The organism is Pseudomonas sp. TAE6080 (assembly GCF_018732265.1).
Classification (GTDB): Bacteria; Pseudomonadota; Gammaproteobacteria; order Pseudomonadales; family Pseudomonadaceae; genus Aquipseudomonas; species Aquipseudomonas brenneri.
The window spans coordinates 124388-150647 of the sequence record NZ_JAHIDY010000004.1; the positions used below are offsets into that span (position 1 = coordinate 124388).

At 60.9% G+C, this 26260-nt stretch carries 22 protein-coding genes; 17 read left to right on the plus strand and 5 right to left on the minus strand.

What is annotated here, in order from left to right:
* Window positions 1-16: 16 nt before the first annotated feature.
* The 3 genes from KL786_RS05240 to KL786_RS05250 form a co-directional block, all read right to left on the minus strand.
* Window positions 17-907, minus strand: a complete 891-nt coding sequence (locus tag KL786_RS05240; RefSeq protein ID WP_019726376.1) for a LysR family transcriptional regulator — start codon at window positions 905-907, stop codon at window positions 17-19.
* A gap of 503 nt (window positions 908-1410) precedes the next feature.
* Window positions 1411-2625 carry a glutathione-independent formaldehyde dehydrogenase gene (locus KL786_RS05245; protein WP_009459598.1) on the minus strand — a complete coding sequence of 405 codons (1215 nt, stop codon included), beginning with the start codon at window positions 2623-2625 and terminating at the stop codon, window positions 1411-1413.
* A gap of 466 nt (window positions 2626-3091) precedes the next feature.
* Window positions 3092-4033, minus strand: coding sequence for a LysR family transcriptional regulator (locus tag KL786_RS05250; protein ID WP_009459599.1), 942 nt, complete (start codon window positions 4031-4033; stop codon window positions 3092-3094).
* A gap of 492 nt (window positions 4034-4525) precedes the next feature.
* Here KL786_RS05250 and KL786_RS05255 point away from each other — a divergent pair, with 492 nt between their 5' ends.
* Together KL786_RS05255 and uvrB are read left to right on the plus strand one after the other, a co-directional pair.
* Window positions 4526-4957 (plus strand): DUF488 domain-containing protein, encoded by a 432-nt coding sequence (locus KL786_RS05255; protein ID WP_009459601.1) that lies wholly within the window; start codon window positions 4526-4528, stop codon window positions 4955-4957.
* Window positions 4958-5331: 374 nt separating this feature from the next.
* Complete coding sequence (uvrB, locus tag KL786_RS05260) at window positions 5332-7308, plus strand: excinuclease ABC subunit UvrB (RefSeq protein WP_033946201.1); 1977 nt, start codon at window positions 5332-5334, stop codon at window positions 7306-7308.
* 150 nt (window positions 7309-7458) lie between these two features.
* Here uvrB and KL786_RS05265 read toward each other — a convergent pair whose 3' ends face one another.
* Complete coding sequence (locus tag KL786_RS05265; RefSeq protein WP_009459605.1) at window positions 7459-8364, minus strand: LysR family transcriptional regulator; 906 nt, start codon at window positions 8362-8364, stop codon at window positions 7459-7461.
* Window positions 8365-8518: 154 nt separating this feature from the next.
* Between KL786_RS05265 and KL786_RS05270 the strand changes: the two genes are divergently transcribed.
* The 12 genes from KL786_RS05270 (at window position 8519) to KL786_RS05325 (ending at window position 22292) form a co-directional block, all read left to right on the plus strand.
* Window positions 8519-8926 (plus strand): ketosteroid isomerase-related protein, encoded by a 408-nt coding sequence (locus KL786_RS05270; protein WP_009459611.1) that lies wholly within the window; start codon window positions 8519-8521, stop codon window positions 8924-8926.
* A 1-nt stretch (window position 8927) separates the two neighbouring features.
* Complete coding sequence (locus KL786_RS05275; RefSeq protein WP_009459619.1) at window positions 8928-9536, plus strand: GNAT family acetyltransferase; 609 nt, start codon at window positions 8928-8930, stop codon at window positions 9534-9536.
* Window positions 9533-10423, plus strand: coding sequence for a carbon-nitrogen hydrolase family protein (locus KL786_RS05280; RefSeq protein WP_009459621.1), 891 nt, complete (start codon window positions 9533-9535; stop codon window positions 10421-10423). Before KL786_RS05275 ends, KL786_RS05280 begins: the two co-directional genes overlap by 4 nt.
* A gap of 282 nt (window positions 10424-10705) precedes the next feature.
* Window positions 10706-10981: a formaldehyde-responsive transcriptional repressor FrmR gene (gene frmR / locus KL786_RS05285; RefSeq protein ID WP_007182548.1), complete on the plus strand. Its 276-nt coding sequence runs from the start codon at window positions 10706-10708 to the stop codon at window positions 10979-10981.
* 59 nt (window positions 10982-11040) lie between these two features.
* Complete coding sequence (locus KL786_RS05290) at window positions 11041-12150, plus strand: S-(hydroxymethyl)glutathione dehydrogenase/class III alcohol dehydrogenase (protein WP_011871467.1); 1110 nt, start codon at window positions 11041-11043, stop codon at window positions 12148-12150.
* A gap of 43 nt (window positions 12151-12193) precedes the next feature.
* Complete coding sequence (locus KL786_RS05295; RefSeq protein ID WP_009459624.1) at window positions 12194-12592, plus strand: VOC family protein; 399 nt, start codon at window positions 12194-12196, stop codon at window positions 12590-12592.
* Between the two features lie 182 nt (window positions 12593-12774).
* Window positions 12775-14109, plus strand: a complete 1335-nt coding sequence (locus KL786_RS05300; protein WP_019726353.1) for a DUF3422 family protein — start codon at window positions 12775-12777, stop codon at window positions 14107-14109.
* 58 nt (window positions 14110-14167) lie between these two features.
* Window positions 14168-14998 carry an S-formylglutathione hydrolase gene (gene fghA / locus KL786_RS05305; protein ID WP_007182551.1) on the plus strand — a complete coding sequence of 277 codons (831 nt, stop codon included), beginning with the start codon at window positions 14168-14170 and terminating at the stop codon, window positions 14996-14998.
* A gap of 18 nt (window positions 14999-15016) precedes the next feature.
* Complete coding sequence (locus KL786_RS05310) at window positions 15017-16324, plus strand: NAD(P)/FAD-dependent oxidoreductase (protein WP_019726352.1); 1308 nt, start codon at window positions 15017-15019, stop codon at window positions 16322-16324.
* A gap of 51 nt (window positions 16325-16375) precedes the next feature.
* Window positions 16376-17689: a replication-associated recombination protein A gene (locus KL786_RS05315; RefSeq protein WP_009459628.1), complete on the plus strand. Its 1314-nt coding sequence runs from the start codon at window positions 16376-16378 to the stop codon at window positions 17687-17689.
* Window positions 17690-17749: 60 nt separating this feature from the next.
* The gene (gene nhaA, locus KL786_RS05320; protein ID WP_019726351.1) at window positions 17750-19615 is read left to right on the plus strand and encodes a Na+/H+ antiporter NhaA; all 1866 of its coding nucleotides are present in this window, start codon (window positions 17750-17752) and stop codon (window positions 19613-19615) included.
* A gap of 25 nt (window positions 19616-19640) precedes the next feature.
* Window positions 19641-22292: an excinuclease ABC subunit UvrA gene (locus tag KL786_RS05325; protein ID WP_019726350.1), complete on the plus strand. Its 2652-nt coding sequence runs from the start codon at window positions 19641-19643 to the stop codon at window positions 22290-22292.
* 80 nt (window positions 22293-22372) lie between these two features.
* On the opposite strand, the gene mobH is transcribed toward KL786_RS05325, so the two are convergent.
* Window positions 22373-24211, minus strand: a complete 1839-nt coding sequence (mobH, locus tag KL786_RS05330) for a MobH family relaxase (RefSeq protein ID WP_019726349.1) — start codon at window positions 24209-24211, stop codon at window positions 22373-22375.
* Between the two features lie 317 nt (window positions 24212-24528).
* On the opposite strand from mobH, the gene KL786_RS05335 reads away from it, so the two are divergent.
* The 3 genes from KL786_RS05335 (at window position 24529) to KL786_RS05345 (ending at window position 26250) form a co-directional block, all read left to right on the plus strand.
* The gene (locus KL786_RS05335) at window positions 24529-25155 is read left to right on the plus strand and encodes a hypothetical protein (RefSeq protein ID WP_009459635.1); all 627 of its coding nucleotides are present in this window, start codon (window positions 24529-24531) and stop codon (window positions 25153-25155) included.
* Window positions 25156-25167: 12 nt separating this feature from the next.
* A complete protein-coding gene (locus tag KL786_RS05340) occupies window positions 25168-25800 on the plus strand; it encodes an RES family NAD+ phosphorylase (protein WP_009459636.1) in 633 nt (210 codons plus the stop codon).
* Window positions 25801-25884: 84 nt separating this feature from the next.
* Window positions 25885-26250 carry a DUF3742 family protein gene (locus KL786_RS05345; RefSeq protein WP_009459638.1) on the plus strand — a complete coding sequence of 122 codons (366 nt, stop codon included), beginning with the start codon at window positions 25885-25887 and terminating at the stop codon, window positions 26248-26250.
* Window positions 26251-26260 lie beyond the last annotated feature (10 nt).

Here is a 26260-nt window from a genome sequence, read left to right on the forward strand (position 1 = left end):
GGCTTGCCAGGCTCCGTCAACCGTCCGATGAGTCGCGTAGGCGAACGACAAATCGCTCTACCGAAGCCGATAAATTGCTGCCGTCGGGCCGAAGCAGGTAGGTCGTGATCACGGCAGAATCCATCGCCAAGGGGCGGATCACCACATCCGGCCGTTGAGAGATGGGAATCTTGGTCGCCGTCATGAAGCCGATGCCGTAGCCGGCGCCGACCAAGGTGAGCATCATGTCCAGTGAGGATACTTCCTCGACAACATTCAGCTTGTGCTCCAACGTGTTGAGCAGCCGCTTGAGTTCGCGGCAATAACCCTCGCATACCTGCGGGTCGCACAGGACAAGTGGATGGCCTTGGAGTTCTTGAAGTGGCACCTCCTTGTAGGTGAGCAATGAGTGCCGAGCTGGCACAGCAATCACCAGCGGGTCGTGCCAGATTGCCTCGGCAGCGATACCGTCGCCGACATCGGCCGTGTGCGCGAACCCGATCATGAAGTCGCCCGAGCGCAAACCGCGCACTTGCTCTGCCAGAGGCACTTCTGACAAGCGTATTTCGATCTCCGGCTCCTCGGCGCGACAACGAGCCAGAAATGCCGACAGTCGTGGATCGATAGCTCCATCTGATACTGCGATGCGCAGGCTACCGCGCAAGCCCGATGCCACAGCCTTGGCATTTTCACGAGCCTGTTCCAGCACAGTGAATAGACGGCGTACATCTTGCAAGAAGACCGCACCCGCCGCCGTCAGAACTGTTCCTCGTCGGTTTCGGTCGAAGAGCACTACGCCCAACTCGTCCTCAAGTTCCTTGATGGCTCGTGATAGCGGTGGTTGTTCGATATGCAAGCGCTCAGCCGCCCGCGTGAAATGTAGCTCCTCAGCAAGAACTACGAAGCAGCGAAGATGGCGCAGCTCCATAGGCCACCCTCCCGTTCCGACTTATCCAACACTGTGCTATCTCCCTATAGAAGTGACTGCCATTTCGGCGGCGGCGAGTTCGGCCACGTCTTTGGAAACTTCTGGCTAAATGAGCCAGGGCTGGGCTGATCGTGCGATGGCCCGAGGCCGGCACAACACCAGGCGAGACTGATCAAGTCCGTGGGGTGGTCAGGATCAGGCGAAGGCTATGTTCAGCCACGCACATCAATGGATGCCGCGCATCTTCTCCGTCCGACCCTTGACCGATTGCGAACCAGGCGCTCGAACACGCCTGCGGTTGATCATCACCTGCGGATTGCTGAGGTTCTGCTCCTGGCCCGAGCCAAGGCAAGCACCCCGTCAAAATCACAACGCCTTGGGGCAGCAGACAAATGCCGGCGAAAATATTCGCCGGCTTCAGTTGCTGGCCGGAGACTAGAGGAGCCAGAATGTCTCTCACCAGAAAGTGTGAGACATCCTGATGCGTAGCCCGCGCCGGATACTTACTGCCGCACTGAACCATGCGGGTCGATGACGTACTTGTATGCAGAACCCGCGTCGAACTCTTTGTACGCGGCGGGCGCGTCTTCGAGCTTGATGAACTTAGTGTTCATCATCGGCGAAAGGTAAGGCATGCGATCGTTCAGTATCGCCCGCATTAACGCGTGGTTGTAATTGGCCGTCGGGGATTGACCAGCCGACATTCGCGGCGACTTGATCCAGGCGTTGGACCATTCCAGATCCATATGGCCTTTCTTGGCTTTCGGGTCTTTCGAGATCGGGTTTGCGCAGTACACACCGACCGTGCTGGTCATTCCGCCGAAGCGGACATATTTGAGCATTGCGTTGGTAACAGCGCTCTCCACGATCTTGTCAGCCTCCGCGCCAAACCCGCGGCAGTCCACACCAACATAGTCGATGACGCGATCCACCTCCCTGTGCCCGGTAATGCGTTCGAGATGTTCCTCGATCGGCACGCCGTCGGAAAGGTTGATGGTTTCCACGCCGTGTGGCTTGAGAAGGTCCAGCCGCTCTTGAATGTAATCGGCAACGATGATGGCGCCTGCACCCAGAAGTCTGGCGCAGGCGGCACCCGCTCTGCCGACCGGCCCGGCACCGAAGATCAGGATGTTTTCGCCGACGACGTAGGCCGGTGCGGCTGGCCAATCAGGGCCAGCGAACCCATGGAAAGCTGTGGGTAGTACGTCAGAGAGAAGGGTCAGGTCGCGGATCTTTTCCATGGCGGCATCCTTGTCAGGAAAGCGCAGGAGATTGAAATCCGCATACGGTACGAAGAGATAATCACCTTGGCCCCCCGTCCAGCCACCGAGGTTGAACCCGTAGGCTCCGCAGTCGATTTCGGGGTTGGTGTTCTCGCATACATCGGAGCGCATATGCTTGCAGTTGTAGCAACGCCCACAACCCACATTGAAGGGGACGGAAACGATGTCGCCCTTCTTCACGACTTCGACGTCTGATCCCACTTCGATCACTTCGCCGGTCATTTCATGGCCCATGGTCATTCCCTTGGGAACAGCAAACGAACCGCGATAAATGTGAAGGTCGCTGCCACAGATATTTGTGGTAACTATTTTGAGGATAGCGCCGTGGGGTGCACTTTTCCCTTGAGGGGTTATCAGCTCTGGAAATTTGAAGGTGTTGACCTTCATTTCCAAGGGCTTCTCGAAAGTCACGATTCGGTTACCGGTCGGAGTCATTTCGTCACCTCTGTGCGTTAATGTTTCCATCTTCTAAATCGAAGTGGGAAACGAGACTTACCGCTGTCAAGAAGAACGATCGTGGTACTGCCTAGCCGTTGGCCGCGTCTCCTTCTGCGGTCTTGACAGCATCGGATCAAGCTCAGAAGTGGTCAAACTGGAATAATCTATGTGCAGATAGACACGATCTATCTACACGGGCTCGTCGAGCCGTGCTCGTCTCCTAGCTGGGAGAGGACAACGATCATCACTACATCGCGCCTCCTAGCTTGATCTAGGAATAGTCAGCTTGACCCAGCGAGACATGAGGAGGCCGCATGCAGCAGGTACTCCTGTCGCCCGTGTTGCCCCTAGACCTGGTGGCCTTCGATGGGTTGCTCAGCACGTGGCGCCTGTTAGCGGCGCACACGGCGTGCCTGCCATCTTTGCCTGGTTGAAGCAATACAGCGTTGCTCTTCGAGACTCGCTATTTCAAGGGGCTTTGGGATGAGTCTGCTTTGGGCTGGAACCGACGATGGATCGATATAACGGATTGAAGAGCGGCGGCCAGTTCTGGGGTGTGCACCATTTCGAGCAATGCGTGCGATGACGGTGCCTCGAACGCATTTTTCCCAGCAACGAATCCGACATTTGAGTGTGACATTGGTCCACTGATACCGATTGCGTGGAGATTCGGAATGTGTGCGAGTTGGCCGGCGAGAGATTGCGGAAGAACTGCCGAATATTTTCCTGTCGCCACGTGTGCCGATAGCACGTCAATTGAATCAGTGCGAATAGTCTGTGCGGTACATTGCGTCAGTCTATCTTGAATGGATTCAGGTACTGCCGAGTTCAGCAGGCACAGTTGTCTATTAAGAACATGGTCCCACGTTGTGCTTCGGGGTTGCTGTGTTCTAGCGGCGTGAAAAAGGAAAATGCGTTCACGGTACAGAAGGTGAGTATCGAAGTCTTCCCCTGGAATATCCTCCAAATGCATGAGTGCGATATCCAGATTGTTTTCTCGAATCGCCTGCAGCAGGGAAGAAGCGCCGGAGACCAGAATTGATTGTTGAAGTAAAGGTGTTTTTTCGGCAAGGGCGATGCTTAATGTGGGTGCTACGCCGGCAGTTCCTGGGAGTATCCCTAGCCGGAATTTCCCCTCTATACCCCGCCGTAGTGCGGAGATTTCTCGCTCCAGTCCTTTGCAGTCGTCATACATCTGCTGAGCCCAAGACAGTACGCGCATTCCTTCAGAAGTGAGCCCGTCGTAGCGTCGGCCATGACGCACGATCTCGACACCCATGTCTTCCTCCAATTGCTTGATGCCCGCGGAGAGTGTCGGCTGAGAAACATTGCAGCTTTTTGCCGCGTTGCCAAAATGGCCTTCACGGTGCAAAGCAAGCAAGTATTCAAAGTTTCTTACGATCATAGATTTTCTTCTGATAGAGTTGATTGAATTTTATACTTTTATGAAAAAACCTGTGCACGCTTCGATCTGCGTTCAACCTTGATCACGCAGGTGGCACGCATGAAAGGCTGTTGTGCGCAGTGCCCATTCAGTAGGCTCGGCTCGTCATCGGCGGCCAGCACCACAACGCACGGGACAGCCAATAGCGCGAACACAGGTGCTTCGCGCTGTAGGGCGAGTCGTCCTCATGTAGCTTAGCAGTTGGCGCGTTCTGGAAGGGAAGAAGCGGGAGTGGTGAAGCACGCAACCGCAAAAGGCGGTGCTAAGCTCTTGAGCTGCTCGGGTCGTGGCCGCGAGTCGTTGAAGCGGCCAGAGAATGGAGCCTGCCGTGGCCGTTGTGGAGTAGCTAGTACGCCATGCCCCCGGCGTTTCCTTGGCTGCGATTGACGGGCGTACCTGGCGGCAGATCAATAACAGCCATTTATGGATGAAGGAACGAGTGGAGTAAGGCAGATGAAGATATTCACGATTGGATTCACTAAGACCTCCGCGCGATCCTTCTTCACCAAATTAGGTGATTCTGGTGCCAAACGCCTAGTCGATGTTCGTCTGAATAATGTTTCGCAATTGGCCGGCTTCGCAAAGCGCGAGGATCTTCGGTATTTTTCCGAGGCGTTGTGTGGGATGGAATATGAGCACCTGCCAGCACTTGCTCCAACCAAGGACATGTTCGAGGCATATAAAATAAAAGGGGGAGATTGGGATATCTACGCGAGGAAGTTTCTGGATTTAATGTCGTCCCGAAAGATTGAGTCAATCGATAAAGAAAAGATTGATAACAGTTGCCTGCTTTGCAGCGAAGACAAGCCCCATCACTGCCATCGGAGGCTAGTGGCCGAGTACCTTGCAGGCAAATGGCCGAATGTTGAGATCGTGCATCTTTAGCAGGTGACGTAGCTCCACGCCTCCGGCGTCTCGTCTTGATGGCTGAGAGAGGCAAAGGCGCGCATCGGCGGGAGCCGCCGCCACACATGGGGCGTACAGAGCAATCTCGCCCGCCACGACTCGATGTCGGCGCTGAACGAGGCGAGTAGCTCCAGGTGCATTGGCAGACGGGCCGCTGGCTGACGTCGTGGCGCTCGGCGGATATGCACTGGGAAGCCCGCCCGTGTGTTGGGCTATCATGTTGGCGACGCCTACGCCCAGGTGGGGCGTGGCAGGATCGCCGTCATTTACACCCCAGTTTGGTACTGCTATAGGTCTTCCGAAATAGCCGATACATCAGGACAAATTGAAGTAGCTCAATTAGGAGATATCTAATGTCAACCGGTACGTTCATTCTGCACTCCAGCTATACGCCGGCGGGGGACCAGCCAGAGGCGATAGCGCGCCTGCTATCGGACATAGAAGAAGGTGCGACACACCAGACGCTGAAGGGTATCACCGGCTCTGGTAAGACCTTTACGATGGCCAATGTGATTCATCGTCTGAAGCGGCCCACGTTGATCTTGGCTCCTAACAAGACATTGACCGCGCAGCTTTATGGTGAAATGAAGCACTTCTTTCCTGAGAATGCTGTCGAGTACTTCGTTTCCTACTACGATTATTTTCAGCCCGAGATTTATATGCCGGGCACCGATCGTTTCATTCCAAAGGACTCGGCCATCAACGATCACCTTGAGCGCCTACGCCTGTCCACGACCAAATCCTTGATTGAGCGCCGCGATGTGATCGTCGTCGCTTCGGTGTCTTCAATCTACGGCCTGGGTGACCCGGATGCGTACCGAGCGTTGCAGATCGCTCTGTCCCCTGGGGTCAAACTAAACCAGAGAGAGCTGATTCGTCGTTTGGCTCTGCTGCAATATGATCGCACTGAGCGCACTCTCAAACGTGCAACGTTTCGCGCTCAAGGTGATGTGATCGATATCTTTCCTGCTGATTCCGAGCATAGGGCAGTTCGGGTGGAACTGCTGGATGACTCTGTTGCGTCTGTTCAATGGCTAGACCCTGTTACAGGTAAAACGCTTGGGGCAATTGACCATTACTTGGTTTCGCCAAAGACGCTTTTTGCACCGCCCACGAATAAAATAGATTCCGCGTCCAAGAAGATACTCGCTGATATGGAAGAGCGGGTTGCCGAGCTGAACAGGAATAATCGCTTGGTCGAGGCAAACAGGCTGTACGAGCGGATCACGCATGACGTGGAGATGATGCGCGAGGTAGGCTATTGTTCGGGCATGGAAAATTATTCCTGCTACTTCAGCGAACGGGACCCGGCCTCGCCTCCGATCACATTGCTGGATTACCTGCCGAAAGATGGGCTTCTGTTCGTCGATGAATCCCACGTCATGGTGCCACAGATATCCGCAATGTACCGGGGGGATCAGGCGCGCAAGGAGACGTTGATAGATTACGGGTTCCGCTTGCCTTCGTCTAAGAACAATCGCCCGTTGAACTTTGGTGAATTTGAGAAGGTCAAGCCTCAGACCATCTTTGTTTCCGCTACTCCGGGAGACTACGAGCTGAGGGTGTCGAAAGACAGGGTTGTCGAACAAGTTATCAGACCAACGGGACTGCTTGATCCCAAGGTTGAGGTGCGGAAAGCGGACGGATACATAGATGACCTGCTTGCCGAAATATCGAAGTGCGTGAAGAAGAAAAATCGCGTGCTCGTGACTACGCTGACGAAGGTCAGTGCAGAAGAGCTAACGGATTTCTTGACGGACAACGGGATTCGAGCGCGCTACATGCATTCGGACATAAAAGCGGAGGATCGTGTTGAGATCATCAATGGCCTGCGCGCAGGAGAGTTCGATGTTTTGATTGGGATTAGTCTTTTGCGCGAAGGGCTGGATATTCCAGAGGCATCATTGGTTGCTATTCTCGATGCAGACCGTGCAGGATTCTTGCGTTCGGCCCATGCTCTCATTCAGATGATAGGTCGAGTCGCTCGGAATGAAAACGGCAAGGCGATCTTGTACGCCGACGCGGTGACTCCGGCGATGAAACAGGCGATCGATGAAACCAATAGGCGCAGGCAGCTTCAAATTGCCTTTAACGAGGAAAATGGGATTTCTCCGGCCTCGTCTGTGCGAAAACTAGCAGGAGAAGAGACGAATACGGAGGAGCCCACCGTTCACTCCGAGGCTTTCTGCGAGAATTTGTCCGACCTTTGCGATCAGATCACTGCCAAGGAACAGCAGCTACTCGAATTTACCGATACCGGTGACGAGCAGCGCGTCGAAGATATTCGTCGTCAGTTGGATGGTTTGTACCGGCAATTCATTTACATCTAATCGTTTGCCGGCATAGGGTTGCATGGCCGACCGATCTGCACCTGGCGCAAGCGGGCAGACGGTCGGCTCATCATTCAACCGGAGGGGCGAGCCGCCAAGGCTCAGTGCCCCGCTTTCCAGGGCGTGTGCCTTTCAGTGTCTTGCGACGTGTCAGCGCAAAGCTGGCAACGATCCAACGGCGACCAGCATTTCATCAAATACCGCTCGAACCCTTCCCGGAATGGGGCCACGCTGAGGCCGATAGACGTACAACCCCCATGCCGGAGGTTCTTCGCTCTCCAACACTCGCACGAGCTTCCCGCTGGCAATGTAGGGGGCGGCCATGTAGTCCGCCAGTTGCGCGAACGCGATCCCGGCCAGCGCCGCTCCCATTTCCATGTCGGCATTGTCGGCGACGAGAGTGGGTGCGGCAGGTGTCCACTGGCGTCCCGCCTTGAAGTGCCAAGGCCAGGGACGGCCGGTATTGATATCCAAGGCCACGGTAGCTGGCAGGCTGCTTAGCGCATCGATGTTTTCAGGTACGCCCACTTTCTTGATCAGGCGCGGAGCGGCAACGATCGGAAGTTTCATGTCGGCTGCCTTGCGTGCGACGAAGCGGCTATCACGCATGAATCCGACCCTGATTCCGACGTCAATCCCTTCGTCAACCGTATTGCTGATGCGATCGGACAGGCGCACATCCAGCGTGATGTCGGGATGACGCGCGGCCACGCGCTCCAGTGCCGGCAGCACCGCTCTGGTGCCCAAGCTGTGCGGTGCGGTGATGCGAACCGTACCGGACAGGGATGCCTGCTGGTCGGAGCCAGGCGTTCGCCACAGATCCTCGAACCGCTCCAATGCCGGGCGCACCTGGTCTAACAGCCCTTCGCCGAAGGCGGTGATGCGCACCTGGCGCGTGCTTCGATGAAACAACACCTCGCCGTAGTGTTGCTCCAGTTGCTGGATGGCACGGGTGACACCTTGCGGAGAAGTCCCCAGCCGGACGGCTGCATCGCGAAAACTGCTGCTTTCGGCCGCCACCCGAAAGATGCGCAGTAGTTCCATTTCCTTGTTCATGACGCACGCCTCATGGTCGGTTTCGCCGCTCGTTAATTGTTCCAGATGGTGGAATTATAAAATCGCAACAATTCCATATACAAGGGAGGCGCGGTTGCCCAGACTGACAGCACCCCGGAATGCTCCGCTCCGAACAACCCAACAAGGAACGCGAATGAACGCTGCGACTCTCATCACTGCCTACTACGACGCCTTCAACCGCGGTGACCGCGAGGCCATGCTGTCAATGTTGACCGATGACGTCGCGCACGATTTGAACCAGGGCGCTCGTGAGGTCGGTCGCGAAGCCTTCCGCGCCTTCCTGCAGCGCATGGACCGCTGCTATGGCGAGCAACTCCGCGGGATCGTGGTGATGGTCAGCGCCGACGGCCTGCGCGCAGGCGCGGAGTACGTGGTGCATGGCGAATACAAGGTGACGGACGACGGGCTGCCGGACGCCCAGGGCCAGCGCTACGTGCTGCCGGGTGGCGCGTTCTTCGAGATCCGCGATGGCAAGATCGCTCGTGTCACCAACTACTACAACCTCGGCGACTGGATCGCACAGGTCGGAGGGGACGCCTGAAATGACCAGCGACGTGCAGGTGCTGGTTCGTCGTGGGCCGGACATTGCCGAATGGTTCGACACCGTGGCACATCTGCGGGCGAAGGTCTTCCGCAGCTTTCCATACCTGTACGAGGGCGACATCGAATACGAGAAGCACTACCTTTCCATGTACGCCCGTTCGGCAGACAGCCTGTTGGTGCTCGTGCTCGCTGATGACGTGGTTGTGGGTGCGTCCACGGGGTTGCCGCTCGGCGATACGGAGCCGGCCTTCCAGGTACCGTTCGCCGATCGAGGAATCCCGATGGAGGCAGTGTTTTACTGCGGCGAATCAGTCCTGCTCCCAGCCTTTCGGGGCCTTGGCCTGGGCCATCGCTTCTTTGACGAACGCGAAGCGCATGCCCGTTCGTTGGGCGGCATGCAGTGGACATCGTTCGCGTCGGTGGATCGAGCAGACGACGATCCCCGGCGTCCTTCCAACTACCGCAGTAATGATGCCTTCTGGACCCGTCGTGGCTACGTGCGACAGTCGGACATGAAGGTTACGCTGCCCTGGAAGGAGGTGGGTGAGCCGACCGAAACCGAGCAGACGCTCACGATGTGGCTGCACTCTCTGGAGAACGCGAAGTGAAAGTAGCAGTTGCGAAATATGCAGTGGGTAAGCCGACGGACTTCGAGGCATTTGCTGCGCGGCAGCGACTGGTTCTGGAGGAGGCGCGCCGTGGCGGAGCGGAACTGGCCGTGTTGCCCGAGTATCTATCCCTCGAACTGGCTGCAACGTTCAAGCCTAGCATCCGCCGTGATTTCAACGCCTCTCTGGCCGCGCTGCAGGCCTTGCAGCCTGCTTGGCTGGCACTGTATGCCGACCTGTCGCGCGAGTTGTGCATGACCATTCAGGCCGGTACGTTTTTGACCCAGGTTGGTTTGGACCGCTACCGCAACCGAGCTTGGTGGTTTGCGCCTGACGGTACACGCGACTACCAGGACAAACTGCAGTTGACGGGGTTCGAGAAGGACACCGGCGTCATCGAAGGTGGCGACGAACTCAAGGTGTTCGACCTGAACGGTGTGCGTGCCGGCATCGCTGTTTGCTATGACAGTGAGTTTCCATTGCCCGTGCGAGCCCAGAGAGAGGCGGGAGTGCGCCTGCTGCTGGTCCCGAGCTGTACCGACACCCAAGCAGGTGCAACCCGGGTCCGTGTGGGCTGCATGGCGCGGGCGCTGGAGAACCGAATGTTCATCGCGCAGGCCGTGACGACCGGAGCTGCTGACTGGAGTCCGGCGTTGGACACGAACACTGGCGAGGCCACGATCTATGCACCAATGGATCGTGGATTCCCGGATGATGGCATTCTCGCGACGACTTGCGGCACGCAGACATGGGCGATCGGTGATCTTGACGTTGAAGCACTCGAACGAAACCAGGAACAGGCCCAGGTTGCGGTCGATCGTGACTGGGACGGCCAGATGTTGCCTGCACTGCGGAAGGCTCGGTATTCGGGTCGTCAGGTCGCCTAGCCGGTCTCATCTTGTTAGCTTCAGTTCGATGAGTCGGCTTAGATAGGCCACGTCTATCTGCGCATAGATTTTTCCAGTTTGACCAGTTTTGAACTTGCCCCGATGCTGTCGATACATGCAAGAAATATTCATTAATTTGAATGTTTTGCGCTTCTTGGGAACAAATCTGTACTAGCCTGTAAGCGTGCTCGAAGAGCACAGATTTTGTGGCGAAGTTCGGCCGCATATACTATGGGGGAGTATTGTATAATGCGGCGGTGTACCCAAGTAGAGAGGTGTTCGATGCCACACAGCCCGGAAGAAAAGAAGCAAGCACTGACGCGCATCAGGCGCATCAAAGGTCAGGTAGCGACTCTTGAGCAAGCGCTTGATGCAGGTGCGGAATGTCCTGCAATTCTTCAGCAGCTTGCGGCCGTTCGTGGGGCAGTCAACGGATTGATGGCAACGGTTCTGGAGAGCTATCTGCGGGAAGAGTTTCCCAGTAGCGAAATCAGGAGCGATTCGCAGAACAAGTCCATTGACGAGACCATCTCTATCGTCCGCTCCTATCTGCGGTAGAGGCACCAGGGTGCCCTCGGTGAGGGCAAATTTAGTTAGCTAGTAAAGGAAGCGACATCATGAAATCACGTGCAGCAGTTGCCTTCGGGCCAGGAAAGCCGCTGGAAATCGTCGAGATCGACGTCGAGCCGCCGCGCAAGGGCGAGGTGCTCATCAAGATCACGAACACCGGCGTTTGCCATACCGACGCCTTCACCCTGTCGGGCGACGACCCCGAAGGTCTCTTCCCGGTCGTGCTGGGTCATGAAGGTGCGGGTATCGTCGTGGAGGTGGGTGAAGGTGTGACCAGCGTGAAGCCTGGCGATCACGTCATTCCCCTCTATACCGCCGAGTGCGGCGAGTGCCTGTTCTGCAAGTCCGGCAAGACCAACCTGTGTGTCGCGGTTCGTGCAACCCAGGGTAAGGGGCTGATGCCCGATGGTACGACTCGCTTCTCGTACAACGGTCAGCCGCTTTACCACTACATGGGCTGCTCGACCTTCAGCGAATACACGGTCGTCGCCGAAGTCTCGCTGGCCAAGATCAACCCGGACGCCAATCCCGAGCACGTCTGCCTGCTGGGCTGCGGCGTGACCACCGGCATCGGCGCCGTGCACAACACGGCCAAAGTGCAGCCGGGCGACTCGGTGGCCATCTTCGGCCTCGGCGGCATCGGTCTCGCCGCGATTCAGGGTGCACGCCAGGCCAAAGCGGGCCGCATCATCGCCATCGATACCAATCCGGCGAAGTTCGAGCTGGCTCGTACCTTCGGCGCGACCGAATGCCTCAATCCGAAGGACTTCGACAAGCCGATTCACGAGGTTCTCATCGAGATGACCGGCTGGGGTGTCGATCACACCTTCGAGTGCATCGGCAACGTCAACGTGATGCGTTCGGCTCTGGAAGCTGCCCATCGTGGCTGGGGCCAGTCGATCGTCATCGGTGTCGCCGGTGCCGGCAAGGAAATCTCGACCCGTCCGTTCCAGTTGGTCACCGGCCGGACTTGGAAGGGCTCTGCTTTCGGCGGGGTCAAGGGGCGTACCCAACTTCCGGGCATGGTGGAAGACGCAATGAAAGGCGAGATCGATCTCGCCCCGTTCGTCACCCACACCATGGGTCTCGACGAGATCAACCACGCCTTCGACCTGATGCATGAAGGCAAGTCGATTCGCACGGTGATCCACTACTGATCACCCACTATCCATTCAACACCAACCATCAAGGAAACTAACCATGTCCACTCCTGTCATTTCCGGCGACGGCATCTTCTCGCACGTCTTCATCGGCGCCGCCGACGTCCAGAAGTCGGCCGCGTTCTACGACGCCGCCCTGGGTGCTCTCGGCATCAAGAACCTCGGTCCTTTCGGCAACGGATGGGTGCTTTTCGGTCGCGAAAAGCCGGCTTTCATCATCGCCCGTCCGGGCAATGGTGAAGCGCCTTCGAGCAACGGCGTGACGGTCGGCTTTGCGGCCGCCACTCCCGCCGAAGTGGATGCCTTCCACGCCGCCGGCCTTGCCGCAGGCGGCACCGACGAGGGCCAGCCTGGCCCGCGTGGCCACCTGCCGGGTGCCTATGCGGCCTACCTGCGTGATCCGGCGGGCAACAAGGTCTGCTCGTACACCTTCGTCTGAAAGCTAGGAAGCTGAGGGCGTTCTGAAAGGGCCAGCACAAGCCTCTACACGGCGAGCCTATTAGACGGACCGTGTAGAGCGGTGTCTGCTCATGAAGATCGGCCCGCAGCCATGTGCGAAACGCATGGCTGCGGGCATTTGCTTTGAAGCGTGTTTTTCAACCAAGAAGAAATGAGGTCGTTATGAAAGAGCCGGCCAACATAAATACGACGACCGTACAACCCACCCCGACCGCCACCGTGTACGGCATGCCGGCCTACACCGATCGTGCTGCCGCCGTGGGTGAAGTGCATGCGCGCCCGCATCTGTTGATTCAGGCCCCGCGCGGCATATTGCAGCTCGCTTTCATGACCGAAGGCGACCAGGCCAAGGATCAGATGGCGATGAGCGAGTTGTCTCATCGCTTCGGCGTTGCCGAACCCGACCATGCTACGCCGCTTCACGGCGTGACATGGGACGAAGGAGACCTGCACTGTGAAAAGCACACCGAGTTCTCGACGTATCTCTGGTGCGCTTCGCTGGATTCCGAGACGGGAGAGCCGTGCGGCGAAAACCCGTTCAGGCATGGATTTGTGCCTCCCGGCCCGGTCGTATCCGGCATCCGTTTGAGACTTCTTCCGTGGACGCCGGAAACGGAGAAGGAGGCCGATCGCTTCGATCCTGCCAGCCTGTGCTACTCGCTGGTGGAGAACGGCTCTGCCGCCATTCTGACCGACTTCCGACAGGATGAGGATGGCCTGACGCAGATCCTCGTCCTGGCCCGCGATTTGACCCCGGCGCGGGCGGGTGCGCTGGCTCAACGTCTGCTGGAGATCGAGACCTACCGTACCTTGGCGTTGCTGTCCCTGCCGTTGACACGATCGATGACGTCGGAGCTGCGACGCATGGAGTCGCGCCTTGCGGCGATCACCGACGAGATGTGTACGAGCTTGGTGGAACGGCGCGACAGCGACGTGCTGCTGTCCGAATTGACCGGCCTGGCTGCCGAGCTGGAAGCTGGAGTTGCGGCGAATCTCTATCGCTTCGGTGCCAGCCGTGCCTACTACGAGATCGTCGAGGAAAGGCTGGCAGCGCTTTCGGAAGAGGCCGTATCCGGGTACTGCACCTGGGCGGATTTCCTGCAGCGCCGCATCGCTCCAGCCATGCGGACATGCCAATCCGTAAAGGAGCGCCAGGCCAAGCTCTCAGACAAGCTGACCCGGGCCATCGCGTTGCTGCGTTCCTGGATCGACGTTGAGCTTGAACGCCAGAACCGCGATCTGCTGGCGTCGATGAACAACCGGGCCAAGATGCAATTGCGCCTTCAGCAGACCGTCGAAGGCCTGTCGGTCGCGGCAATTTCTTATTACGTCGTGAGTCTTCTCGGCTACTTGCTCAAGGGCATTCCGATGGTTCACGACAGCGTGGCGCCGGTGATGGCGGTTCTGGTGCCTGCGGTGATGCTGACGATCTGGTGGATCGTGCGCAGGATCAGGCATGCCCACGGCGACACGGTGGCGGAAGAGAAATCTTCCTGACGAGCTGCCGTCTTGGCGCGCGAGAGCTGCGCCGTTCCTTTGAACATAGGAGAACTACATGGAACGCATCGAACATCACGCCAGCTTTGATGGTTGGCAGGACGTTTATCAGCATGAATCGACGACGCTCGGTTGCACGATGAAGGTCGGCGTCTATCTGCCTCCGCAGGCGCAGCACGGCAAAGTGCCGGTGCTGTACTGGCTTTCGGGCCTGACCTGCACCGAGCAGAACTTCATCACCAAGTCCGCCGTCCAGCGCTACGCGGCCGAACATGGCATTGCCGTCGTCGCGCCCGATAGCAGCGCTCGCGGCGAAGGCGTTGCCGACGATCCTGCCTATGACCTCGGACAGGGCGCGGGGTTCTACGTCAATGCCACACAGGAACCCTGGGCTGCGAATCATCGGATGTACGACTACGTCGTGCAGGAACTGCCGGCGCTGATCGAGGCCCACTTTCCCGTGACAGCGGAGCGGAGCATCAGCGGCCATTCCATGGGAGGACACGGTGCTCTGGTCATCGCCCTGCGCAACCCGGGCCGTTATCGAAGCGTCTCGGCCTTCTCGCCCATCGTCGCCCCCACCCAGGTTCCCTGGGGGCACAAGGCCTTCGAGGCGTACCTGGGCAGCGATCGGGAGGTGTGGAAACAGTACGACACCGTGGAGCTGATTCGCACCGTGCAGGAGCGTTTGCCGTTGCTGGTGGACCAGGGCTTGGGCGACGAGTTCCTGGAGAGCCAGCTTCAGCCCGACCTGCTGCGCAAGGCCTGCGACGAGACGGGGCACCCGCTCACGTTGAATCTGCGCCCAGGCTACGACCACAGCTACTACTTCATTGCCAGTTTCATTGGCGAGCATATGGCACACCACGCATCGGCGCTGAAACGCTGAGAGAGAGGAGATCAGGTCATGACAAAGACCTCCAAAAACCGACATCACGTCGTCATTATCGGAGCGGGCTTCGGCGGGATCGAGGTTGCCAACCAGCTTGCTGGTGCCGAGGTCGATGTGACGATCATCGATCGGCGCAATCATCACCTGTTCCAACCCTTGCTTTACCAGGTTGCAGGGGCGTCACTTTCGACATCCGAGATCGCCTGGCCTATTCGCTATCTCTTCCGAAATCGCCCGGAAGTGAACACCTTGATGGCGGAAGTGGAAGGTATCGACCAGGACGCGCGTCAGGTCATTCTCAACAATGGATTGCGGCAAACCTACGACACGCTCGTGCTCGCGACAGGCGCTACCCATGCCTACTTCGGACACGACGAATGGGGGGCTTTCGCGCCGGGGTTGAAGACGCTGGAAGATGCCACGACCATTCGGGGCCGAATCCTCGCGGCTTTCGAGGAGGCTGAGCGCACGAGCGATCCTCAGCAGCGTGCCGCGCTGCAGACGTTCGTCATCATCGGTGGTGGTCCCACCGGGGTTGAATTGGCCGGAACCATCGCCGAGCTTGCACGAGACACGCTGGCGCGTGACTTTCGCTCGATCGACCCGAGCACGTCGCGGGTTGTACTGATCGAGGCTGGCCCGCGTCTGTTGTCCGTCTTTCCAGAGGATCTTTCGGCCTATACGCGCCAGGCGCTCGAAAAGCTCGGCGTCGAGGTCGTGCTGGGTACGCCGGTCACCGAATGCTCGGCCGATGGCGTGGTGTACGGTGGCAAGCCCCTTTCGGCCAAGACCATCGTCTGGGCCGCCGGAGTCCAGGCGTCTCCCGCGGCTCGCTGGCTGGGCGCTGCGTCTGATCGTGCGGGTCGGGTGGTCGTTGGCCCTGACCTGACGGTGGCCGGTCGGCCGGAGGTCTTCGCCATCGGCGATACAGCCTCGTGCACCATGGCCGATGGGAAGCCCGTGCCGGGCATCGCCCCGGCCGCCAAACAGCAAGGGAAGTACGTCGCCAACCTCATTGGACGGCGTTTGAAGGGCAAGCCCGCTGACGGACCTTTCAAATACCGGCATCAGGGGAACCTGGCCACCATCGGCCGCAGCCTGGCGGTGATTGACATGGGGCGGGTGAAGCTGCGTGGTGCCTTTGCGTGGTGGATCTGGAAGCTGGCGCACATCTACTTTCTGATCGGTACGCGAAATCGTCTCAGCGTCGCTTTGAGCTGGGTATGGAACCACAGCATCGGCTACCGCGGCTCTCGCATCATCATGCATGCGATTAGCGACAAAGAGCCCGCGGCGTTGGACAAATCCGGCTCCCTGGATTGAGGTGCCAACGTTATCGGAACGTCAACTATCAGAAATGCCAGGGAGAGGAACTTGACCGATCTATTCACGACAAAGCCCAAGCCTCCCTTGGCCGAACTCCTGCGGCCCAAGACGCTGGATGAATTCGTCGGGCAACGGCACTTGCTCGGCCCCGGCAAGCCGCTTCGTCTCGCGTTCGAGGCGGGCAAGTTGCACTCGTTCATCCTCTGGGGGCCGCCAGGCGTGGGCAAGACCACCCTGGGGCGCCTGGCCGCCAGTGCGACCGACAGCCGATTCATCGCCATCTCGGCCGTGCTTGCCGGGGTGAAGGACATCCGGCAAGCCATCGACGAGGCCCAGGCAGAACTGGACAACCATGGTCGATCGACGGTGCTTTTCGTCGATGAGATCCATCGCTTCAACAAGGCGCAGCAGGATGCCCTACTGCCCCATGTCGAGTCGGGGCTCCTGACCCTGGTGGGGGGGACGACCGAGCATCCGGGGCTGGCGGTCAATTCCGCGCTGCTCTCGCGCGCGCAGGTCTATACCCTCGAACCGCTGTCCGGCGACGAACTGAACCAGCTCTACGAACGCGCACTGCCGCATCTCCAGGGCGTCACGTTGGACGCGGACGCGCTGGATCTGCTCAAGGGCTTTGCCGATGGCGATGGCAGGCGCTTCCTCAATCTGCTTGAGCAGGTGACGAATGCTGCGTCGGGCGCGGGCAAGGCCGTGGTCGATGGCGAGTTTGCCAAACTGTCCACCAGCCCATCACTGCGCAGGTTCGACAAGGGCGGCGACGAGTTCTACTGGCAGCTCTCCGCCTTCCACAAGTCGCTGCGGGGCTCCGACCCCGACGCGGCCCTGTACTGGCTGGCCCGCATCCTCGACGGCAGCGGCGACGTCAGCCAGGTGACGCGCCGCATGATCGTGGTGGCCAGCGAAGACATCGGCAATGCCGACCCGCAGGCGCTGCAACTGGCGCTCAATGCCGCGCTGGCTTATGAGAGGCTGGGTTCCCCCGAAGGCGAAATACCGATTGCCCACGCGGCGACCTACCTTGCTGCCGCCCCCAAGTCGAACGCTGCCTATGCCGCCTGGAACAAGGCGAAGGCCTTCGTCAAGAACAACGGCTCCCTGCCTGTGCCTCTCCATCTTCGCAATGCGCCGACGAAGCTGATGCAGCAGATGGGGTATCACGAAGGCTACCGCTACGCCCATGACGAGCCCAACGGCTATGCCGCTGGGCAAAGCTACTTTCCCGAGGGCGTGGCGCGGCCGGGCTGGTATCAGCCAACGGACAGAGGTGTTGAGCGCAGGCTGGGAGAAAGGCTTACTTGGCTGCGCTCGCTGGATGATGGGACGCTGCCAGAGGCGGACGCCTGACTGGTCGTCTCCGAAACCGGCTCATCGCGACTTCACGAACTACAGGAACAGGATAAGAACATGTCAGCCACTTCTTTCGGTGCATCCTCGGCGAAGATCAGCCGGGGACGCGTTGCCCGCTATCTGCGCACGGAGTCTGGTGCTGCGGTGCTGCTGGTGATCGTCACGGTCGTGGCGCTGGCGTGGGCGAACTCGCCGCTATCCGATGCCTATTTCGAGTTGTGGCACCTGGACGTCGGGTTTGACTTCGGGCCGCTGGGCCTGCACATGGACCTGCATCACTGGGTCAACGACGGCCTGATGGTGGTCTTCTTCTTCCTGATCGGCCTGGAGGTGCGTCAGGAGTTCGCCCACGGATCGCTCCGGGATCGCAGCCGTGCCCGTCTCGCTCTGATCGCGGGGGTCGCGGGTGTCGTGCTTCCCGCGCTGGTGTATGTCCTGATCGTGGGGCTGGCCGGAAGTGAGGGCCTGCACGGGTGGGGGGCGGTGGTCGGCACCGATACGGCATTCATGCTGGGCACCCTGGCGATCGTCGGCCCGCGGCTATCCGGTCAGTTGCGCGTGTTCCTGCTCACCCTGACCGTGGTCGATGACTTCCTCGCCGTGTCCATCATCGGCATCGTCTATAGCGATGAGATTCGGATCGTCCCGTTGTTGATCGCCCTCGCCAGTCTCGTTGCGTTGTGGCGGCTAGGGCGCACCCGCCAGTGGCGGGCAATGCCGTATGTGCTGATCGTGATCGTGCTGTGGCTCGCAACCGTGTACTCCGGCATCCATGCCTCTCTCGCCGGGATGGCCGCGGGGCTGCTGATCCCCGCCTACGCGACGCAACGTCACAAGGTCGTCGCGGCAAAACAACTGTTCCGCGACTTCTGGCAGTCTCCGAGTGCCGCATCGGCCCGCGCGGTGGACTGCGGGCTGTCCCGGGGTATCTCGGTGAACGAGCGATTGCACGAGTTCCTGCGGCTGCCGACGGCGCTGCTGATCGTGCCGGTGTTCGCCTTGGCGAACGCCGGAGTGGACGTGCGTGGCGGGCTGCTCGCCGAGGCCTTCGGCTCGCCAGTCACGTGGGGCGTCATCGCAGGGCTCGTGCTCGGCAAGCTCCTGGGCATCGGGCTCATCACTCTCATCGCCGTCCGTCTCGGCCTGGGCCGGCTGCCCGAGGGCGTCGGGGTGGGCAGCGTGTTCGGTGGTGCGGCACTGTCCGGGATCGGGTTCACCGTGTCGCTGCTGATCATCGGGCTCGCGTTCGGCACGACCTCCGACTTGGGCCGCCAGGCGACGGTCGGCGTGCTCGTGTCGATGGTGTTCGCCACGTTGCTCGGGTGGCTGATCTTCAAGGTCGCCGCCCAGCGGTGGGGTGAGAAGACCGCTGACCTGCCGATGGTGCTTGAGCCACCGGTCGATCCGGAGATCGATCACATCCGCGGGCCGGAGGACGCCCAGCTCACACTCGTCGAGTACGTGGACTTCGAGTGCGCGTACTGTGCGCACGCCACCGGTTCGTGGGACGATCTGCGCGCCCACTTCGGGGACGACCTGCGGTATGTGGTGCGCCATCTGCCGCACCACCCGCACGGGCCGATTGCCGCGCGGGCGTCCGAGGCAGCGGCGAACCAGGGGATGTTCTGGCCGTGGCTGGACTTCGTGTTCACCCGTCAGCATGCGCTGGAGCGCGAGCATCTGATCGGCTACGCCGCCGAGCTTGGGCTCGACGTCGAACGGTTCATCGCGGATCTCGACAGCACCGCGGTGATCGAGCGTGTCGAGCGCGACCTCGCCAGTGCCGTCGCCAGCGGTGCGCACGCCACGCCGACGTTCTTCGTCGAGGGTCGTCGTCTGCGCGGCAGCTACGACGCCCGCACTGTCACCGCGGCGCTCGAAGCCAGTCGCCGCGGCCCCCGAACTCAGGAAGTCCCGTCCTGAGCGGGACGAACTACAGGATAAGAACATGCCAAACAATTCTTTCGGTGAATCCTCTTGTACCGCTGCGGCCAGCGGCATGGTGGAAGTGCGCGGCGCGCGCGAGAACAACCTCAAAGAGGTGGACGTTTCCATCCCGCGTAACGCGCTGGTGGTGTTCTCCGGCGTTTCCGGCTCCGGCAAGTCCTCGCTGGCCTTCGGCACCATCTACGCCGAGGCGCAGCGGCGCTACTTCGAGTCGGTGGCCCCCTATGCGCGGCGCCTGATCGACCAGGCCGGCGTGCCGGACGTCGATGCGATCGACGGCCTGCCGCCGGCGGTGGCGTTGCAACAGCAGCGGGGCTCCAGCAACGCGCGTTCCTCCGTGGGCAGTGTGACCACCCTGTCCAGCCTGGTGCGGATGATGTATTCGCGCGCCGGCGCCTACCCAGCCAACCAGCCGATGCTGTACGCCGAGGATTTTTCGCCCAACACGCCGCAGGGAGCGTGCCCGACCTGCCACGGCCTGGGCCATGTGTACGAGGTGACCGAGGCCATCATGGTGCCCGATCCCTCCCTGAGCATCCGCGAGCGGGCGATCGCCTCCTGGCCCCCCGCCTGGCAAGGCCAGAACCTGCGCGACATCCTGGTCAGCATGGGCTACGACGTTGACCGACCGTGGAAGGACCTGCCGAAGAAGGACCGCGACTGGATTCTGTTCACCGAGGAAACACCGACAGTGCCGGTGTACGCCGGCTTCACGCCCGCCGAGACCCGCACGGCGCTCAAGCGCAAGATGGAGCCGAGCTACATGGGCACCTTCACCGGCGCCCGGCGGTATGTGCTGCACACCTTTGCCAATACCCAAAGCGCACTGATGAGAAAGCGCGTGTCCCGGTTCATGGAGGGCAAGCCGTGCCCCACCTGCCACGGCAAGCGGCTCAAGCCCGAGGCGCTGTCGGTCACCTTCGCCGGCGTGGACATCGGCGCGTTCATGCAGATGCCGCTGGACCAGTTGGCGGCCTTGCTCGAACCCATTGCCCAGGGCGATTTCCGCGCCCATGCAGCGGGGGCGGCTACGGACAAGGAAGCGACCCGACGCGACCGTGCCGAACGCGCGGCCTCCGGCCGTGCCGTCCATGCGGTATCGCCCGACGTGCGCCGCACCTCCGCGCTGTCGGAAGAAAAGCGCCTCGCCGCGCAGCGCCTGGCCGGCGGTGTGATGGCGCGCCTGCGTCAACTGCGTGGGCTGGGCCTGGGTTACCTGACGCTGGACCGGGCCACGCCGACGCTTTCGGCCGGCGAGTTGCAGCGCCTGCGGCTGGCCACGCAATTGAGTTCCCTGCTGTTCGGTGTTGTGTACGTGCTCGACGAGCCCTCGGCGGGGTTGCACCCCTCCGACAGCCAGGCGCTGTACGACGCGCTCGACCGGCTGCGTGACGCGGGCAACTCGGTGTTCGTGGTCGAGCACGACCTGGACCTGATGCGCCGCGCGCAATGGCTGGTGGATGTGGGGCCGGATGCCGGGGAGCGTGGCGGCCGCGTGCTCTACAGCGGCGAGCCGGACGGCCTGCGCAAGATTGCCGAATCGCGCACCGCCCGCTATCTGTTCGACGAAATCGCCGCGCCGGGAAGCCGGGCACGCGAAGCGACCGGCTGGCTGGAGCTGCAGGGCATCCATCGTCACAACCTGCATGGCGTGGACGCACGCATTCCGCTGGGCGTGCTGACGGCCGTCACCGGCATCTCCGGCTCGGGCAAGTCCAGCCTCGTCGCGCAGGCGCTGCCGGAGCTGGTGCTACTGCACCTGGGCCACGAGCCCGAGGACGACGCGGCCGAAAGCGCCACCAGCGAAGGGCCGGCAGTGATCGAAGCGACTGGCGGTCATCTGGCGGGCGACGTGGACGCCATACAGCGCCTGGTGCAGGTGGACCAGAAGCCGATCGGGCGCACGCCCCGGTCCAACCTGGCCACCTACACCGGCCTGTTCGACCACGTGCGCAAGCTGTTCGCCGCCACGCCCGATGCGCGACGCCGCCGCTATGACGCCGGGCGCTTCTCGTTCAACGTGGCTAAGGGGCGTTGCGAGACCTGCGAGGGCGAGGGCTTCGTCAGTGTGGAGTTGCTGTTCATGCCCAGCGTGTACGCCCCGTGTCCGACGTGCCATGGCGCACGCTACAACGAGGCCACGCTGAAGGTGCAATGGAACGGGCGCAACATCGCCGAGGTGCTGCAGATGACCGTGGACGAAGCCAGCGAATTCTTTGCGGGTGAAGACGCCGTGGCCCGGCCCCTGCAATTGCTGCGCGATATCGGATTGGGCTATCTGCGCCTGGGGCAACCGGCCACGGAACTTTCCGGTGGCGAGGCGCAGCGCATCAAGCTGGCGACCGAGCTTCAGCGCAGCCAGCGCGGCCGAAGCCTGTACGTGCTCGACGAGCCAACCACCGGGCTGCATGCGTCCGATGCCGACCGGCTGCTGGTGCAGTTGCAGCGCCTGGTCGATGCCGGCAACACCGTGGTGATGATCGAGCACGATATGCGCGCGGTGGCTCAGGCCGATTGGGTGATCGACGTGGGGCCTGGTGCAGGCGCTGCCGGCGGCAGCATCGTGGTGGCGGGCTCCCCTCAGCAGGTGGCCCGAACGTCTGGCAGCCGAACCGCTCCGTTCCTTGCGCAGGAGTTGGCGCGGGCCGAGTAGCTCAGTTCGCCAAATGTTGCCAGCTTTCGCGGGGTATTGATCGTCGCCAAACGACGGTGGCGATCAATGCCCGAATCGCGTCATCCTTCCTGAGTCAGAGCAAGATAGGGATTGTTGGGCGGTATTTCGGGGAATGCCAAGGACCCATCTTCAAGGAGGTAGCCATGCAGTCGGCGGGACTTCCTCGGGCCCGTGACTTCACAGGTCCAAATGTTCAGGCCATTGGGGTGCTTGCGATGTAGCTGCAGCTTCTCGAAGCGCTTCTGCACCCACTGCCAATCCTGTTGATTCTCCTGCTTGGCGAGCGCGGCCACTTCGGGATGCTCCTGCGCATAGCGTTGGAACACACCCGGGCTGACCAGGTAGGCCGTGTCATTCACCGTATGCACGAGCGCCTTCGCGTCGTTGATGATGAGCCGTCGTGAGGTGATTCCCTGCTTCAGCCAAACCATGAACTGTTCCGTGGATGGCTTCGTTGCCGATGACCCAGGCGTAGGCGCGGGTACAGGTGATGGAATGGACGTCGCGGCTGTTGCTGGCGCGGGAGGGTGGAGGAACTCTTCGGCATCCTGTCCAACGCCGGCCGACTCACCTAAGCCCACCATCGCGAGCAAGTCCTCCATGACGTCGGGCACGGGCTGGGCCGCGGGCGGTGAAACGATGGTGGTGCTGTCGTCCTCCCAAATTGGAGGCTCTTGACCTCCCTGCGCTGGGTTCACCGAGACGGTTGGCACGGGAGCCGACATGCTGGCGTCGTTTTCTGCGGGCGTCGCGTCGATCTCTACCGTGCCTGCGAAAGGTGCTGGTCGCTCGCCAGACTCCCAGATCAGCGCGGGAGCGAGACGCAACAGGGTGAACGAATGGGACCAGCCGGTCGTGCTGGTGACGGTCGCGCGCCAGACCGCTTTGCCGTCCGAGGTGGGCTGGAGCATGCCGTGGTCCTGCAGCACGTTGAACACGGCGGTGTTGTTCGCAGGAATGCCATCGATCCCCTGAGACAGGAGGTGTGCGCGCAGTTTGTCCGAGACCGTCTTGCTCACCAGCCACAAACCATCCTCGGTGAGCCAGCCATCGGAGGCTTCCGGCTGGTTCAGCTTCAACTGTTCCTTGAGCAGGTAGCGCAACCCGTCCAGCAGCTTGCGTTGCAGTGCGTGCTTAGGCGCGGCCATGGCGCGCGCCGGATCGCCGCCCAGCTCCTGGGCCACCGACGCCCGGTCTGCTTGCACGACGAGTTCCCCCAGTACACCGGCATGTTCGTACTGACCGGCCAGCACATAGAGCAGCGGTGCCCAGAGAGCCGGATAGTCGCTGAGCCAGTCCAGGACGTGGCGGTCGAGCAGTTGGCGATAGAGCAAGCCTGTTGCGGCGCTGTGCAGGCGGTATTCGCGGTCGTCACGGTAGCGAAATCGGTACGCCTGGTGCAGCGGGCCATGCCACGGATGCCAAGTACTGCCGTCGGCCAGTTCGACGTGTAGATCGACGGCGATCTTGCCAATATCGTGGAGCAGCGCAGCATAGGCGACGGCGGCGGTCCAGGCTTCGGACTGCGCCGCCTGGTCTTCGGGACTGGCACCGATGGGCAGCAGATGGGACTGCCGCAGTTTCAGGCTGTAGGCCACGATCTCCAGGCCGTGGTCGAGCATGCCGCCCGGATAGGCATGGTGATGCGCTTCGGAGGCCGGAAAGGCTTGGACCAGTTCGGCGTAGCGTTCCAGGGGCGTGCGGTACAGGGTGACGAATTGCCGGTGTGAGAGCGACGTGCGCTGCCAGATGTGCTCCAGCAGCTTCTGCCGGCGTGGGGTGGCCAGCAGCGATGCGGCCGACTCAGGACGCAGCAGCCCTTTCGGGAGGTCGGTGACGGGTGATGGCGTCGGTGCGGCAGCGACCGGGGGCCGTTTTCGCTGGAACAGGGAGAGCATGTGAGGTGTCCTAATGACGGGCCGACCGGGAGGCCTTTTGGCCTTTTCGAGGTAGGGCCTTTCCCCTTGCACCCCATTCCCTTGCCATTTCGACCCTTTGGCCTTTAACCGTTTCGGTATAGCGGGGCCTGGATCGCGGCTCCACCGTCAATGTGGAACCCGCTCGAATGCATTGGACGGCGACCAGGCGCTGGCCTCGGTCTATGCTGCGAAGGCGCTGCTTCCGCCGGGTAGGTTGCTTTCTAGGCGTCAAAGTTGACAAACGCGACAAAGGCGACTAGAGTGAAACCTGTCTCAAACCTACTTGGGAGATGACCATGCCCACTGCCATTGAATTCATTGCCGACCGTCTGCCGCGCGTCACGGTGGAAGATGTACGCCGCTTCGCGGATACCGTCGAAATCCGGGATGCCACGGCTTTCGCGGCCGAGTTGCAGGCGTTCGTCCACGAGCGCGTGGAAGCGGTAACACTGCCCGCCAACTTGCAGGGGGAGACCGTTGGGCAGGCCCTTGCACGCAAGGCGGCCGCGCTGCGCGCCGACACGCGCTGGGCACCGAATGAAACCGACGTCCAGCGAGGCCGTGCGGTGCTACTGGAAACCTTCAACCAGCCGCACAACCTGCCGCCCGCGGAGTTCGCCAAGCTGGCGGACAAGTCGCGCCAGCAGATCTACAAGGACATCCTCGCGCGTCGGCTGCTGGCGCTGAACGTGGGGCCGCGCGGTCAGAAGCTGCCCGACTGGCAGCTCGACCCGGTAAAGCAGCAGTTGACCCAAACCGTGCTTCAGGAGGTCGAGGGTATCGATCACTGGACGATCTACCGCGCACTGTCCGAACCGCTCGAAGGCTTGGGCGGTCGCTCGCCGGTGGATGCGGTGACGCATGGCACGATCGACGCCGTGGCCGAGGCCGTGTTTAACGTGCTGGGCGTTCAGGTGCATTGAAGCGAGACTGCCATGAACCACGAGCTGCCTTCTTTTCTGATCGATGCCGGTGAACTGCTCCAGCATGTGAGCCGCGTCGTCTATCGGGGCAGCCCGCTGTACTATGGTCGCAGCAGCACCAATCGCTACGACGACCCGGCCCGAGCCTACGGCGTGCTCTACCTGGGGCGCGACCTGCCCACGGCGTTGATGGAGTCGGTGTTTCACAAGCATCAGTGGCTTGATGACGCGAAGCGCTCGATCGCATTGAAAGAAGTCCAGGGCAGGATGGTGCGCGCTGTAGGGGTGGTGGCCGACGTGCTTCTGGCCGATCTCACGGCACCGAGCGTCATGGCGGGCTACTTTGGCCTGAACCTGGAGCAGTTGGCCAGCCGCGACTACACGCACACGCAGCAGGTGTCCGCTCAGGTGCATGCGATGGTCGGCGACGACGGCCAACCTCTGTTCGACGGAGTGCTCTATCCGTCGCGCAACAACTATCCCGCCAAGAGCATCGCCCTGTTCGAGCGTGCGGGAGCGAAGGTCAGCGTCATCGAGGACATCGATCTGGTTGACCATGTGGATTGGCCGCGTTTCGTTGCCACCTACCGCATCGGCGTGGAACCCGACCCGGGCCCGGTGGAACCGGATGACGAAGCGTCCTGAAGCAGCGAGAAAACACATTGAAGCCTGAAACGGAATGAAGTGGAGCACCCTGGAATAGACATCCCTCAGTAGCAGGAGACGACCATGAACACCACAACTCGTACCAGCACCGCAGAACGTATCGGCCGCGCATTTGGCCGTGTATGGCGTGCCTATGCGCGTGGCGAACGGCGGGTATCGAATTGGTTGATGGTCAAAGGGGTGCCTTCGGTTGGTGCCACAGTGCTGCTGTGGGCGGTCAAGCTGGCTGTGCTGGGCGCGCTGCTCTACGTCGCCTTCTGGTTCGCACTCGTGTTGTTGGGAGTCGTGGTGGCGGGATGGGCTGCTGCTGCCAATACCTCGGATGAAGACGAGTGGCCTTTCACCGACCTCACCGAACTGCGCAAGACGCCGGGCTACGATCCCAACCTGTACAACGATACGTCGCACGAGTTGTACACCGACGACTGACCGGCGCCGC